Raw genomic sequence first — 14,819 nt, 5'->3', positions numbered from 1 at the left:
CGTGCGCGGTACAGCCACTGGCGATTCGACCTCCGTCGCGCGGTTCCCCCACGATCAACTGTTCCTGATCGCCGGCCCCTGTCAACTCGAGGATGACACGCTGAATCTGCGCGTGGGCGAGGCACTGGCCCGACTCGCCGAGCACGTGCCGGGCGGCATCATCTACAAGGCCAGCTTCGACAAGGCGAACCGATCGAATGTCGATGGCGTTCGGGGGCCGGGCCTTGAGCAAGGGCTCCGTGCCCTTGAGCGCGTTCGCGCGTCCACGGGGCTGCCTCTCCTGACCGACGTGCACGATGCCGCCCAGTGCGCGCCGGCGGCGGCAGTGGTGGATGTGCTGCAGATCCCCGCCTTCCTGTGCCGACAGACTGACCTCTTGCTGGCGGCGGGCGCCACCGGCAAGCCGGTGAACGTGAAGAAAGGGCAGTGGATGCATCCCGAAGGCATGCGCGGCGCGTTGCGCAAGGTCGAAGCAGGGGCACACCTGGCCGGACTCGCCTGCGGCGAGCTGGCGGTCACCGAGCGCGGCACATTCTTCGGCTATGGGGACCTGGTCGTCGACATGCGCGCGTTTGTGCGTTTGCGCACGAGTTGCGAAGTGCCGGCCATCTTCGATGGCACGCACAGCGTGCAGCGACCGGGCATGGGAGCTGGCGGCACCAGCGGCGGTGCGCGCGAGTTCATTCCACCGCTCGTACTCGGGGCGATCGCCGCCGGTGCGCAGGGACTGTTTCTCGAAACGCATCCCGATCCCGATCGCGCGCCGAGTGATGGCCCGAACATGTTGCCCCTTGGCGTTTTATCAGATCTCCTCGCGCGCGCCGTGGACATCTGGGATCGGGTGCGTCGATGACCGACCACGTGCTGCCGCCGCTCATCATCAATGCGCCGCGCATTGACCCGGAACTCGCCCGCCGCATTCGCGTGGTGGGTCTCGACGTGGATGGCGTGCTCACCGATGGTGGGGTGTATCTGGGCGCGACGCGCGTCGGCGACGGTGACGTCACCGTGCCGTTTGAGCTCAAGCGGTATGACATCCAGGACGGACTGGGCATCTTTCTCCTGCGCGAAGCCGGTGTGCAGATCGTGATCATCACTGGCCGCGTTTCGGAGAGCGTGGCGATGCGCGCGCGCGAGTTGGGTGCGGCGGCCGTCGTGCAGGATCCACACGCCCGAAAGTTGCCGGCGCTGCGACGAGTGCTCGCGGACCTCAAGTGCTCGCTGGATGAGTGCGCGTTTCTGGGTGACGACTTGCCGGACTTGTCCGTGCTGCGGGCCGTGGGGCTGCCGGTCGCGGTGGGGAATGCCGTGGCCGAAGTGCGGCGCAGCGCCACGTTGCAGTTGTCCGCGCGGGGCGGATTTGGCGCCGTGCGGGAGTTTGCAGAAGCGCTGTTGCAGGCGCGCGGACAGTGGATGGACCTGGTCGAGGACTACGTCGCGAAACGCTCCGAGGATCCGGCGGCATGAGTACCGTCGAGGAGATCATTGCCCGCGGACGACGAGTACTCGAACTCGAGGCGCTCGCGCTGACCTCGGCGCACGCATCGCTGAATGAGGCGTTTGCCCGCGCGGTGCGTTTGCTGGCCGAGTGCCGAGGACGCGTCATTGTGGCGGGCGTGGGCAAGTCGGGGCTGGTGGGGCGCAAGATGGCCGCGACATTCACCTCCACCGGCACGCCGGCCATGTTCCTGCATCCGGTGGAAAGCGTGCATGGTGATCTCGGGATGGTCGGGGCGGACGACGTCGCGATTCTCATCTCGAAGAGCGGGGAGAGCGACGAACTCCTTGGGCTCATCGATGCCTTGGCGCGCATGGGGGTCCACATGATCGCCATGACGTCAGAGCCATCGTCGCGGTTGGCACGGGCGGCGGAGGTCACCCTCGACCTGGGCGTTCGCGAGGAGGCCTGTCCACACGACCTCGCGCCAACGACCAGTACGACCGTCACGCTGGCCCTTGGCGACGCGTTGGCCGTCGCGTTACTGCAGGAGAAGGGATTTCGCAAAGAGGACTTTGCCCGATTGCACCCCGGCGGGGCACTCGGGCGCCGGTTGCTGACCCGGGTGACGGACGTCATGGAGACCGATCAGCTGCCGACGTTATCCAGCGCGGCCACCATGCGGGAGGCCGTCGTCCTGCTGGCGGCCCGACGCGGCATCGCCATGGTCGTGGAACAGTCTCGCGTCATCGGGGTCGTCACCGCAGGCGATTTGACGCGCTTGCTGGAGCGGGAGCGGGATGTGCTGACCGTGCCGGTCGCGGCGGTGATGTCCACCGCGCCGCGCATGGCCCATGACTACGAATTGGGGAGTGCGGTCGTGCATCGGATGGAGACACAGGGGATCATGGCGATGCCGGTACTCAATGCGGATGGACAGCTGGTGGGGATCGTCCACCTGCACGACTTGCTGCGCGCGGGCGCGGCATGAGTGTGTGGTCACGCACGAGGTACCGGCGCCGCGGTGTGCTGGGCAGTGCGCTGACGGCGGTCATGGTGCTTGGAGCCGCGCGATGCCCACGCAAGCCCGCCGCCGTGAAGCCGGTGGTGGCGAAGTCGTCGGCGATTCCCGATTCCGCCGACCAGGTCATCTTCGGTCTCCGTACCGTGCTCACGGATCAGAGCGTGGCGAAGGGGCTGCTGCTGAGTGACACGGCCTACACCTACGACGACGGGTCGCGCCTGGAGTTGCGCCGGGTCAACGTCACGTTCTACACGGCGCAAGGACTCAAGGATGGCGTGATGACGTCGCGGACCGGCGTGTACAACTCCCGACTGTCGCGCCTGGAGGCGCGCGGTGATGTGGTGGTGATTCGCGATGACGGGAAGCGACTGACCTCCCCCCAACTCGTGTACGATCAGCAACGCAACCAGATCTTCACTGACAGTGCCTTCGTGCTCAACGAACCCGAACGGACCTTCACCGGCATCGGATTCGAATCCGATCCGCGCATGACGAACTTCCGGTGCCTCCGCGCCTGCAAGATCATCGCGCCGGTGCAGATCCCGGTGAAGTAGGCACAGCGTGCGACGCGCCCTGTTTCGTCCACTGGCCATGCTGGTTGTGCCGGCACTCGTGGCCGGTTGCTTCGGCCCACGACGCGCGCCACGGCCCCCCGCGGGCGAAGCGCGCCGCGACACCGCCGCCGCGAAACCAGCGGCCGATGTGCCGCGCACCACGGCCGACGACGCGTTGCGCGCCGCGCGCGACTCGGCCGTACGCGATTCGACAGCGCGTGTCGCCGCGCTTGATTCCGCCGCCAAGATGGCCGGTGACTCACTGGCGCGCCGCGACAGTGCCGGCAAGAAGACACCGCGCAAGCCCGCGCCGGCGGCCACGAAGCAATGCATCTTCGACACCAATGATTCACCGCCGGAAACGCGCATTCGGTATCAACGCCTTCCCGACAGCACGGGCCTGACCTTCATCGGCGGCGGCTTCGTGGGGCACTGCCAGGGCGAGAAGAACCGGATTCGCGCCGACAGTGCGGAACAGTACGAAGCCTCGGGTATCGTCAACATGTTCGGGAACGTGAACTACGAAGACCCGGGTCGCATGCGCATCGAGGCACAGCATGCCACCTACTTCACCAAAGAAGAGCGGCTGTTCGCCGACGGGAACGTGGTCGCCACGCAGCTGGCGTCGGGCAGCACGTTTCGCGGTTCAAGCATCGAGTACCTGCGGCCCCTGCCTGGTAGTCGGCCCGCATCGAGACTGATCGCCCCCAACCGTCCCACGGTGCAACTCCTCGAGAAGGACAGCACCGGCAAGCCCGGCCCGCCAATCACCGTGTCGGCAAACACGATGGTGGACGAGGCAGACAGCCTGCTGTTTGCCTGGGGCGACGTGCAAATCAATCGCACTACACTGCTGGGCGAGTCAGACTCGGCGAGTTTCGACAAGCTGACCGAACGCGCTCGGCTCATCCGCACGGCGCGCATCGTCAATCGCGACAAGGAACAGCCGTTTCGCTTGTTCGGCGATACCATCGACATCTACAGCAAGGATCGAAAAGTCGAACGCGTGATCGCCCTGCACAATGCCAATTCGTCCAACAACGATGTGGTCATGCAAGCCGAGCAGATCGATCTCCGTTTTGCCGACCAGAAGCTTGATCGCGCGTATGCGTTTGGAAAAGGGAGAGCCAAAGCCACCACATCGTCACAACTGCTGGTCGCCGATTCCATTGCCGTGCGCATGCCGGAGCAACGAGTCCGCCAGGTGATCGCCATCGGGCGCGCCGTGGCGACCGGCACACCGGATACGCTCAAGATCAAGTCCGACGATCGGGACGTGTTGAGCGGCGACACGGTGAGAGCATGGTTCGACTCCACGGAGACCCCTGGAGACACCAGCCAGCGCGCCAAAATCAGCGAAATTCACGCCATCGGGAATGCCAGTTCGCTCTTCCAGATTGCCAACAAGCAGGGGCCGACGGCGCCGGCTTCGCTGAACTACGTCCGCGGCGTCACGATCCTGGTCGTCTTCGATAGCGGGCAGGTCCGGTTCGTCACGGTTGATTCCGCCGCATCGGGACTGTATCAAGAACCGGCCCCCGATAGTCTATCCGACAGCACAAAGGGTCGACCGGCCGGTCCGACGCGACCCAAGGTGCCCCCGCCAGTCCCCAATGGGCCTCGCCAGAGGCCATTGACCCAGAGTCCATTCCTCACTGCCGTTCCCGATCCCCGTCGCCGTTCATGACCGATCCGTCCTCGTTTCAAGCGCCAGATCTCGACCCGACCGCCGCGCTCCTTGAGCGCTTGGCGGTCAGTGATCGCAATTTGACGCTGGCGCTGGGCGCCTTGATCGAAGTCGCCAACAGCCGCGGGGCTACCCCGCTGCATGCCTTGGCGTCACGGTTTCGGGAGGCGCTGCTGGACGTGCTTGTGCACGAGGGCCGCGACCGGGAGACCGAAGCGGCCAGGCTCACCATGGAGGCCGTTCGCGGCCATCTGAGCGGCACCCTGCTGCCCCGACTGGCCAATGAAGACGCGGTGCTGTTACCGGCGACTGGAATGGCCGATCCCGAAGCCGTGATCACGGTGGCCCCGGCCCACTGGGCCCGTATGGCGCACCATCGGTCGGAGGTGTCGCAGCTGATTCGAGACACCGGCGAACATCCCCAGCATGGTCGCACCGCCACGCCTCCACCGGTGGCGGCCATTCCGGCCAATCCCTCGGTACTCTCCGCCGAAGGGCTGGTCAAGGTGTACCGTGGCCGTCGGGTCGTCAACGATGTGGCCCTGCGGGTGGCCCAGGGTGAAATCGTCGGATTGCTGGGCCCCAACGGGGCCGGCAAGACCACCACGTTCTACATGTTGGTCGGGCTGATCTCGCCGCAGGCTGGCGAGATCCAGCTGGAAGGGCAGAACATCACCAACATGCCGATGTATCAGCGGGCACGTCAGGGAATCGGATATCTCTCGCAGGAGCCGTCGATTTTCCGGAAGCTCACGGTGGAGCAGAACATCCTGGCGATTCTGGAAACGCTGCCGCTGTCCGGCGCGGAACGGCGCGAGCGCCTGGAATCGTTGCTGGACGAACTGGGGATCAAGCATCTGCGTCACAGTCGCGCGTATCAGCTGTCGGGCGGTGAGCGGCGACGCCTGGAAATCACCCGGGCACTCGTGACGCAGCCCAAGTTCATGATGCTGGACGAGCCATTTGCCGGGGTGGACCCTATTGCCGTCCACGATATTCAGACCATTGTGGCGAACCTGCGCTATCGTGGCATTGGTGTGCTGATCAGCGATCACAATGTCGAGCAGACCTTGGATATCGTGGATCGCGCGTACATCATGTTTGAAGGGCAGGTGAAGGTGTCGGGAACAGTCCGCGAACTGGTGTTCGACGACACGGTGGCCGAGATCTATCTCGGACCGACTCTGACCGCGCGTTTGCGTGCGAGGTTCGCCGATGCGGATGAAGGGGTGCTGAGCCGATGAGACAGGGGCTGCAGCAGAGCACCGGGCTCCGTCAGGAGCTCAAGATCAATCCACGCCTGTATCAGGCGATGGATCTGCTCTACATGCCCCTGCTCGATCTGCAGCAGCATCTCAAGCAGGAGTTGCTCACCAATCCGTTCCTGGAACTCGTTGAGCCCGAGGATGAGGACGACGACGCGTCGGACACGGACGAGGCGTCCGAAGCGACCGACCTGACCGAGCCGGAAACCACCGCCGAAGCCGAACCGGAAAAGACCGGTGACGATGACGTCGACTGGGAAGCGGTGTTGTTGGACGGCTTCGAGACCGGCGGTCAGCGGGAGGAACATGAGCAGCGGGAATGGTACGAACCCGTCACCGTGGATACGCGTCATCTCTCTGATCATCTGACCGAGCAGTTGTCCTTGCTTGAGCTGTCGGCGCGCCAGGCGTTTCTGGCCGACGAGTTTGTCGGCAACATCTCCGACGATGGATATCTCGCGTGCTCGCTCACGGAAATTCGCGACGGGGTCAACGAGGTCCTGCGGAACGAGGAGGCGGAGCGCGACGACGAGGCGCATGTCGATCCGTTCACCGACACGGAACTGCTGGCGATGCTGCAGGTCATCCAGGAACTGGATCCGCCGGGCGTGGGCGCGCGCGACCTTCGTGAGTGTCTGCTGCTGCAACTGCGCGCTGCGGGACAGCGCGAGTCGATGGCCTATCGGTTGGTCGATGAGGCATTCGACGAGCTCATTGTCCACCGCTGGAGCGAGCTCTCCAAGCGTTTCGGTATCAGTGCGCATGAGGTGCAGACGGCGGCCGATGACATCGCCAAGCTCGACCCGAAGCCAGGCCTGCGTTTCAGTTCGGGGAGTGACAATTACATCATCCCCGATATGGTGGTGGACAAGATCGACGGTCAGTTTCACATCTTTCTGAATGATGGCAATCTGCCGCGCCTGAAGCTGTCACGGGCGTATCAGGATATCGCGCGCGACAAAAAGCAGTTCGATGCGGAAAGCAAGGACTTCATCGCCAGCAAGTTGAATTCGGCCAACTGGATGATCCAGGCCATCGAGCAGCGTCGACAGACGATGCTCAAGGTCATGCACTACATCGTCGATCGCCAGCGGGACTATTTCGAGAAGGGCGTGCAGGGCCTCCGGCCGCTCACCTTGCGCGAGGTGGCGGAGGCGGTGGGCATGCATGAGTCGACGGTCAGCCGCGTGACGAATGAGAAGTTCGTCCAGACGCCACGCGGCGTCCTGCCGCTCAAGTTCTTTTTCTCGTCCGGCTTGTCGACCTCCGATGGCGACGACGTGTCGGCGCGCGGCATCAAGGATCAGATTGAGAAATTGGTGGAGGGCGAGAACACGAAGAGCCCGCTCACCGACCAGGCCATCGTCGAAATCCTGCAACAGACGGGCGTGCAGATCGCCCGTCGCACCGTCGCCAAGTATCGCGATCAACTGGGCGTCCTGCCGGCGCGCATGCGCAAACGCGTCTGACGCCCGCCACGTCTGTGACTGGATCGTCCTTCAGCGCCTACGACGCCCGTACCATGGCGCCGCCCGTCGACGTCAGCGTCCTCGTGCCCGCCAAGGACGAGGCGGAGAATCTCGCGCTGTTTCTTGAGCTGTGTGACGCGACCTTCCAAACGCAGTCCGCGCGCTACGAGGTCATCGTCATCGACGACGGGTCGCGCGACGGCAGCTGGGCGTTGCTGCAGGAGCTCGCCGCGCGCTTTGCGTTTCTGCGCCCCGTGCGACACCGCGCGCAACGGGGCATCGCCGAAGCGCTCCGCACCGGATACCTCCATGCGCGCGGCGACATCCTGGTGTTCTATCCCGCCGACTTGCAGTTCAAGCCTGAGGACATTCCGCGACTGGTTGCCCCGATCCTCGCCGACCAGTCCGACATGGTCACGGGTTTCAAGCAAGGCAAGTACGAAAAAGCCTTTGTGTCGCGGGTATATAATCGGCTGAGTCGCGCGCTGTTCGAGATTCCCGTGCGCGACCTCAACAACGTCAAAGCCTATCGTCGGGAAATCATGGCGTCGCTCCCCATGCGACCGGATTTCCATCGCTACATGATCGTGCTGGCGGCCGCACAGGGATATACCGTCACCGAAGTGCCGGTGCCGTTGTATCCGCGTCACGCGGGGCGATCCAAGTTCGGCTTGTCGCGCATTCCCGTGGGCGTGCTGGACATGCTGGCGGTGTGGTTCGAACTGCGGTTTGGGCAGAAGCCCCTGCTGGCGTTCGGCATGCTCGGCGCGGCGTTGTTTGCCATCGGGGTGTTGGCCGGTCTCTCCGCCATCGGATGGTTGCTGGCCACCGGACAGGGCCAACGCTGGGTCTGGACGCTGATTCAAACGTGTCTGGTGCTTGGCTCGGTGTTTTTCGCGACGGGATTGCTGGGTGAGCAGATTGCGCAGCAGCGTGCCGAAGTCCGTGAATTGCGACGCGAGCTTGACGACAGCGAGCGTCGCCGTGAGCGGGTCGCGCGCGACCAGACCTGACGCGCCACCTGTCGCGTGCGCGTCCTGTTTGTAACGCACAACGTACCGCGCTTCGACGGTGACGCCGCCGGATCATTCGTGTTGCGCCTCGCGGTGGCGCTGCAGGACGCGGGGGCGCGGGTGGAAATCATCGCACCGGGCACCGCCGGACTGGCCGCGCGCGACACCATCGAGGGCGTGATCATTCACCGGGTGCGGTACGCCCCCGACGCCGACATGACGCTGGCCTATACCGGCACGATGGTCGAACAAGTGCGTCGTTCATGGAGTGCCCGACGGGCGTTGCTCGGACTGTTGCGCGCCCTGCGACAGGCCGCACGCACCGCGATCGCCCAGGCGACGCAGGCCGGTGATGCGTTTGATGTGATCCATGCGCACTGGTGGTTTCCCGCCGGGCTCGCATTGTGGCGTGGCCTGCCACGTCCGTCCAACGTCCACCCCATGCCGGCGCGCGTGCTGACCATGCATGGCTCCGATGTGCGCCTCGCGCGCACGATCGCGCCCGCGCGATGGCTCATGCGAACCGTGCTTCGCGAATACCCGGTGCGCACTGCGGTGTCGACATGGCTTGCACAGACGGTGCAGTCCATGACGGACAACCGCCGGGTGCACGTGGCGCCCATGCCGGTCGACATCAGGCACTTTGCGCTCCCCGTGACCGACGCGCGTTCTGGCGTGCTCTTCGTCGGCCGCCTGAATGCGCAGAAGGGTATTGCGGATCTGTTGTCATCCCTCGCGCAACCGGCATTGCAATCGACGACGCTTGACGTCGTGGGCGACGGACCCGATCGCGAGGTGCTCGCCGCGCAATCAGTGGCCTCCGGCATTGCCAACCGTATTCGATGGCACGGCGTGCTGTCGCAGGCCGATCTCGTGCCACTGTATCAGCGCGCGGCGGTCGTGGCGATGCCGTCGCGGGAGGAAGGACTCGGCCTGGTCGCGGTGGAAGCCCAACTGTGCGGCGCACCGGTTGTCGCGTATGCCTCGGGCGGTCTGGTCGACGTGGTGCGGCCTGAGGCCGGTGGCACACTGGTGCCCGTTGGTGACACGGCGGCCCTGGCCTCGGCGATTGCCGCGCTGGTCCGGGATCCAGGAGCTGCGGCGACGCGTGGTCGCCGTGCCCACGCCGACATTCTTGCCCGATTCAGCCCGGCATCCGTGGCCGATCAGTACCTCCAGTATTATCGCGACGCGATTGCCGCGTCGCCCGCCACCGCCATCCGACGCAACGCGTGATGGGCGGCACGCGACGCGTCTGGATCACCGTGCAGGCCGTGCTGCTGATGGCGACGCTCGTCTGGGTTGCCAGGGCCCTGGCGGAACAATGGGACAGCGTCCGCGCGGTGGCCGCCGCCACCCAGGTGCAATGGGGATGGGTGCTCTTTGCCAGTCTGATCGTGCTGGCGACGTATGCCATGCTCATTCAGAGTTGGCGCCTGCTCCTGTCTGGTTGGGGCGGGCACCTTCGCTACGGGTCGGCGGTGCGGATTTGGACAATTGCCAATCTCGGTCGCTATCTGCCTGGCAAGCTGTGGTCGGTGGGCGCATTGGGTGTTCTGGCGAAGAGGGAGGGGGTGTCGGGAGTCACCGCGGCCGGGGCCGCGATTCTCGGAACTTTGCTCAATCTCGGCGCCGGATTTGGGATTCTGGCTTTGAGCGGGACGCGGGCGCTCGGGGCATTCAGCCCGTGGCTCCAAATCATCTCACTCGCCATAAGCGCGGCATTTGTCTTGGGAACGCTGCTCCTCCCTCGGCTGCTGCCGTCGGTCCTTGCCCGAGTCGCCGCGTGGCGCGGCCTGCCGCCGCTCGAAACGCACCTGCCGGCGGGAACCTTGTGGATTGCCACGGGAATCAATGCAGCATCGTGGGTGTGCTACGGTGTGGCGTTCGCGGCGTTTGCCCGCGGCGTGGCTCCGCAGGTGCTGGCCACGCCGTCGCTCTTCATCGTGGTTTGGACCGCCTCGTATCTGATGGGTTATGTTGTGCTGTTCGCACCGGGCGGTATCGGGGTTCGGGACGCCGCCATGACGGGTGGGCTTATCGCGCTTGGATTAGCCAGTAGTCCCGATGCGACATGGATCGCGTTGACCTCGCGGGTTTGGCTGACCGTCTGGGAAATCCTCCCCGGACTGCTGGCGTTATTGTTGGCACCACGGTGGGCGCGCTCGGAAATCGGTCGCGCCGACTGAGCGTCGAAGCGAGTCGATGCCTCACCTTTTCTTTCCGCGCGCTACATGGCCCAGAACGACGCATCAGCCATAACGGACTCCACTCCGCAGCGTCCGCTCCTCTGGGCGGCGCTGCTGTCGGCCCTGGCCACCCTGCTATTGGCGTGGCCGGCGCTTGGCGGCGCGTTCCTGGTCAATCCAAACTCCGACCAATACATCGCCGGATACTCCTTCCGCGAGTTCGCGGCGCGGTCGCTTCGCGAGGGGCACGGCTTCCCGCTGTGGAATCCCTACCAGTTCGGAGGCATGCCGTACGTCGCGGCCATGCACGGCGACATTTTCTATCCGACGTTCCTGCTGCGCATGTTCCTGCCAACCGACATCGCCATGACCTGGGGATTCGTGTTGCACATGATGCTGGCGGGGTTCTTCACGTTTGGCTTCCTGCGGGCGTCTGGCGTGCGGTTCCAGAGCGCGGCCATTGGGGGAGTGGCCTATCTGATGAGCGGCGCCGTGGCGTCGTACGCATCGCCGGGTCATGATGGCAAGCTGTTCGTGAGCGCGCTGCTTCCTGCGGCGCTGTGGGCGCTTGTCCGCGGCGTGCGGGATGGTCGACGCAGCGCCTGGGGCGCATTGGCATTGATTGTCGGCTTGGCCGCGCTTTCGCCACACCCGCAGTTGCTGCAATACATGCTGCTGATGTCGGGTGCCTTTGCGCTGTTTGTCGCGCTGCGCCCGTTGGCGCTGCCGGGCGATGCGCTGAACGCTTCGAACGAGTCGAGCGCGTTGGGTCCACCACCCACCACCGGGGTCACGCTGCGTCGGTTGGGCATCGCGGCAGTGGCGATCCTGATCGGCGGTGCCATCAGCGCGATCCAGTACTTGCCCGTTCGCGAGTACACACCGTGGTCTCCCCGTGCGGGAGGAAAAGGATGGGAACACGCCATCTCGTACTCATTTCCGCTCGAGGAAACGATCAACACGTATTTGCCGCAGTTTTCCGGCATCCTGCAAAACTACTGGGGCCGCAATGGGATTCACTTCCACAGTGAATACATTGGCGCCAGCGTCTTAGTGCTTGCCTTCTTTGCGTTTGGAGGCGGCCTCCTCAACCGGCATCGCAAGCACGCGTGGTTCTGGCTTGGCGCAATGATCGTCTCGCTGTTCTGGGCGTGGGGCGGCAACACGCCGTTCTATCAATTGGTGTACGCGATCGTTCCGGGCACCAAGTTCTTCCGCGCACCCAGCACGATTCTCTACATCGTGGCGTTCTCAACCGCCGTCCTCGCCGCGCTCGGCGCCGAACGCGTGCTCGCGGGACGGGCCACGGTGCGGTACGCCGTCATCTGGGGCGGGTTCGCACTACTGGTTGGGCTCATGGCCTCGGTGGGCGGACTCACGAATGTCGCGATGGGGATCCTCGCCGAGCGGGCCGACCTCATCGAAGCGAACGCCACCAACGTGGTGCTGGGCGCGTGGCGTTCGGCGGCCTTCGTGTTCTTCACGGTGGCCGTCATGATGTTTGTCGCGCGCAGCCGACTGACGGCGTCCCGCGCCGGCTGGCTGTTGCTGACGATTGTAGCGGTCGACTTGTGGAGTGTGGAACGCCACTACTGGACATTCTCGCCGCGCGCGGAACAGCTGTACGCCGAGGATGCCATTGTGAAGTTCCTGAAGGCGCAGCCGCAGCCGGCGCGGGTGATTGCCTTGCCCCTCAGCGACAATATGGCGCCGCATGATCCGTTTGTTGCCGGCGATGCGCTCATGCATCACCGCGTACGCGGAGTACTGGGTTATCACGGCAATGAGTTGGGGCGTTACCAGGAACTCTATGGCAAGGACGATGGCTATCAGTCGCTGGCCAACCCCAACTTCTGGGCGCTGGTCAACGCGCGGTACTTCTACACCAATGCGAACACCGTACCCTTCCAGGGTGCCACGTTGGTGGCCGGACCCGTGCGCAACGCCGCCGGAACCATGACGTACCTGTACGAACTGCCAGGGGCAAACCCGGCGGCCTGGGTCGCCCCCATGATCGTCAAGCTCGACGACGCGACCAGCAGGGCGACCGTACTGAATCCGCTGTTCGATGTGCGCCGCGTGGCGATTTTCGACACGGCGGCCACCGTCCAATCCAAACCCGTCAATTCGCCGCTCCCTGACGCGGTGCCGTTTGGCGTGAAATTCACGCGCTACGAACCCGGCGCCATCGACCTGACACTCGAGGGAACGCCTCCTGCCGGGAGCGCCCTGATGGTGTCGGAAAACTTTTACCCGGGGTGGACGGCCGAAGTGGACGGCAAGCCCGCCGCCACCGGGCGAGCCGACTTCACGCTCATCGGGGTAGAACTGCCGGCTGGCGCCAAGAGCGTCACTTTGCGATTCGACAGCACCCCCCTATCACACCGGCAAACGCATCACGCTTGGCGCGCTGCTCCTGTCGGTGCTGATCCTGATCGGAGGCGCTGTGATGGACCGACGCCGCGCCCCGCTGCCTACGGCCTAAGGAGCCAAGCTTTGTCCCGTATTCCCACACCCGCGCGCGGTGCCCTGGCCATCGGCGAGCGCGGCCTCGTCATTGTTCCGACGTACAACGAAAGCGAAAACATTGCGAAGATCGTGCCCTTGATCCTGGCCCAGGATCCTCGACTCGACGTGCTGGTGGTTGATGACAATTCGCCAGACGGCACCGGTCAGATGGCCGACGACCTCGCCGCGGAAAGCCCGCGAGTTCATGTGCTGCATCGGGAAGGGAAGGAGGGACTGGGCCGTGCCTACCTGGCTGGCTTCCGTTGGGCTCTTGAGCGGCCGTACGACTTCATCTTTGAGATGGATGCCGATTTTTCCCACGACCCGGCGCATCTTCCGGAATTCCTCGCGGCGGTGCAGAACGCAGACATGGTTCTCGGATCGCGCTACCGCGACGGCAAGGTCACCGTGGTCAACTGGCCGATGACCCGTTTGATGTTGTCCTATGGTGCCAATATCTATGCCCGCGCGGTCACCGGGCTGCATCTTGGCGACGCCACTGGCGGCTTCAAGTGCTTTCGCCGCGAAGTACTGGCGGCCTTGCCGCTGGATCAGGTGCGTTCAAACGGCTATGCCTTCCAGATCGAGATCAGCTTTCGAGCGTGGAAACGGGGCTTCCGTATCGCCGAGATCCCCATCGTGTTCCACGATCGCACGGAAGGCGAATCGAAGATGTCGAAAGGCATCGTTCGTGAGGCAATCTGGATGGTCTGGCGGCTTCGGTGGTGGGGACTGATCGGTCGCGCCTGAGTCGCCGCTTCACAAATCTGACAACACACTCGATGTCGACAGACAACCGAAACGGCGGACACCTCAATGGTCTCCCGTTCGCCAAGATGACCGGATCGGGAAACGATTTTGTCTTCTTCGACGGCCGTCAGGTCGACATCTCACGTGTGATATCACCTGAGGCCATTCAGGCCATCTGCAATCGTCACAACGGGATAGGCGCTGACGGGATAGTCATACTGGAGGCGCTGAAACCGCCTGAACTCGGCATGAGCGCATTGACCAGTCAGGCGCGGATACTGTACTTCAACAGCGATGGAACCCCGGCAGATTTGTGCGGTAACGCCACGCTGTGCTCAACCGTGATGGCTGTGGAGCTCGGCCTGGCCACCGTCTCCGGCATGGGACTCGATACGCCTTCCGGTCGCATTGCCAGCCGTGTGGTGGACGGACTGCCGGAGATAGAACTCCAGCCGGTCACGTCGGTACAGGCCGACATGGCCATCGGCATTGGGGACGGAGAGCTGCGGATCGGCTTTGCCGTTGCTGGGATCCCGCATGTGGTGGTCCTGTGCGAGGACGCCGACGCGATCGATCTGGAGACGCGCGGACCGACGCTGCGACACCATCCGGCAACCGGAGCGAAAGGAGCAAATGTCAACTGGGTGTCTCGGCGCAGCGACGACACCTGGCGCTACCGCACATTCGAACGCGGAGTGGAAGGCGAGACACAGGCCTGCGGCACAGGTGCGGTGGCAGCGGCGATTCTGCTGACCACATGGGAATTGGCCAAGTCACCGATTCGCATTCGCAGCAGCTCGGGGCGTGATCTCGAAGTGCGTCTTGAACGAAGTGCTGACGCTTGGCGCCCGACACTGCGCGGTGAAGGCCGAGTGATCTATCGTGGCACCATCGGAGATTTGCCGATCGGGAAATAGAAGTG

At 64.3% G+C, this 14,819-nt stretch carries 12 protein-coding genes; all 12 read left to right on the top strand.

Translation table 11 applies throughout. The features are described from left to right. The first annotated feature begins 1 nt into the window (after position 1). Positions 2-853: a 3-deoxy-8-phosphooctulonate synthase gene (gene kdsA / locus IPP90_17115; protein ID MBL0172399.1), complete on the top strand. Its 852-nt coding sequence runs from the start codon at positions 2-4 to the stop codon at positions 851-853. Beyond that, positions 850-1,467 carry an HAD hydrolase family protein gene (locus IPP90_17110; GenBank protein ID MBL0172398.1) on the top strand — a complete coding sequence of 206 codons (618 nt, stop codon included), beginning with the start codon at positions 850-852 and terminating at the stop codon, positions 1,465-1,467. The genes kdsA and IPP90_17110 overlap by 4 nt, the downstream gene beginning before the upstream one ends. Next, complete coding sequence (locus IPP90_17105) at positions 1,464-2,429, top strand: KpsF/GutQ family sugar-phosphate isomerase (protein MBL0172397.1); 966 nt, start codon at positions 1,464-1,466, stop codon at positions 2,427-2,429. The genes IPP90_17110 and IPP90_17105 overlap by 4 nt, the downstream gene beginning before the upstream one ends. Next, a complete protein-coding gene (lptC, locus tag IPP90_17100; protein ID MBL0172396.1) occupies positions 2,426-3,016 on the top strand; it encodes an LPS export ABC transporter periplasmic protein LptC in 591 nt (196 codons plus the stop codon). Before IPP90_17105 ends, lptC begins: the two co-directional genes overlap by 4 nt. Positions 3,017-3,023: 7 nt before the next feature. Beyond that, positions 3,024-4,703, top strand: coding sequence for a hypothetical protein (locus IPP90_17095; GenBank protein MBL0172395.1), 1,680 nt, complete (start codon positions 3,024-3,026; stop codon positions 4,701-4,703). A gap of 365 nt (positions 4,704-5,068) precedes the next feature. Then, positions 5,069-5,947 carry an LPS export ABC transporter ATP-binding protein gene (lptB, locus tag IPP90_17090; protein MBL0172394.1) on the top strand — a complete coding sequence of 293 codons (879 nt, stop codon included), beginning with the start codon at positions 5,069-5,071 and terminating at the stop codon, positions 5,945-5,947. After that, complete coding sequence (rpoN, locus tag IPP90_17085) at positions 5,944-7,437, top strand: RNA polymerase factor sigma-54 (protein MBL0172393.1); 1,494 nt, start codon at positions 5,944-5,946, stop codon at positions 7,435-7,437. The genes lptB and rpoN overlap by 4 nt, the downstream gene beginning before the upstream one ends. Before the next feature lie 14 nt (positions 7,438-7,451). After that, positions 7,452-8,450 (top strand): glycosyltransferase, encoded by a 999-nt coding sequence (locus IPP90_17080; protein MBL0172392.1) that lies wholly within the window; start codon positions 7,452-7,454, stop codon positions 8,448-8,450. Positions 8,451-8,465: 15 nt separating this feature from the next. Beyond that, positions 8,466-9,686 (top strand): glycosyltransferase family 4 protein, encoded by a 1,221-nt coding sequence (locus IPP90_17075; GenBank protein MBL0172391.1) that lies wholly within the window; start codon positions 8,466-8,468, stop codon positions 9,684-9,686. Next, positions 9,686-10,639, top strand: a complete 954-nt coding sequence (locus tag IPP90_17070; protein MBL0172390.1) for a flippase-like domain-containing protein — start codon at positions 9,686-9,688, stop codon at positions 10,637-10,639. The genes IPP90_17075 and IPP90_17070 overlap by 1 nt, the downstream gene beginning before the upstream one ends. Positions 10,640-13,144: 2,505 nt before the next feature. Further along, on the top strand, positions 13,145-13,897 hold the full coding sequence (locus tag IPP90_17065) for a polyprenol monophosphomannose synthase (GenBank protein MBL0172389.1): 753 nt from the start codon (positions 13,145-13,147) through the stop codon (positions 13,895-13,897). 32 nt (positions 13,898-13,929) lie between these two features. Then, positions 13,930-14,814: a diaminopimelate epimerase gene (gene dapF, locus IPP90_17060; GenBank protein MBL0172388.1), complete on the top strand. Its 885-nt coding sequence runs from the start codon at positions 13,930-13,932 to the stop codon at positions 14,812-14,814. Positions 14,815-14,819 lie beyond the last annotated feature (5 nt).

The sequence above is a fragment of the Gemmatimonadaceae bacterium genome (assembly GCA_016720905.1).
Taxonomy (GTDB): domain Bacteria; phylum Gemmatimonadota; class Gemmatimonadetes; order Gemmatimonadales; family Gemmatimonadaceae; genus Gemmatimonas.
This window is presented reverse-complemented; position numbering and strand designations above follow the sequence as displayed.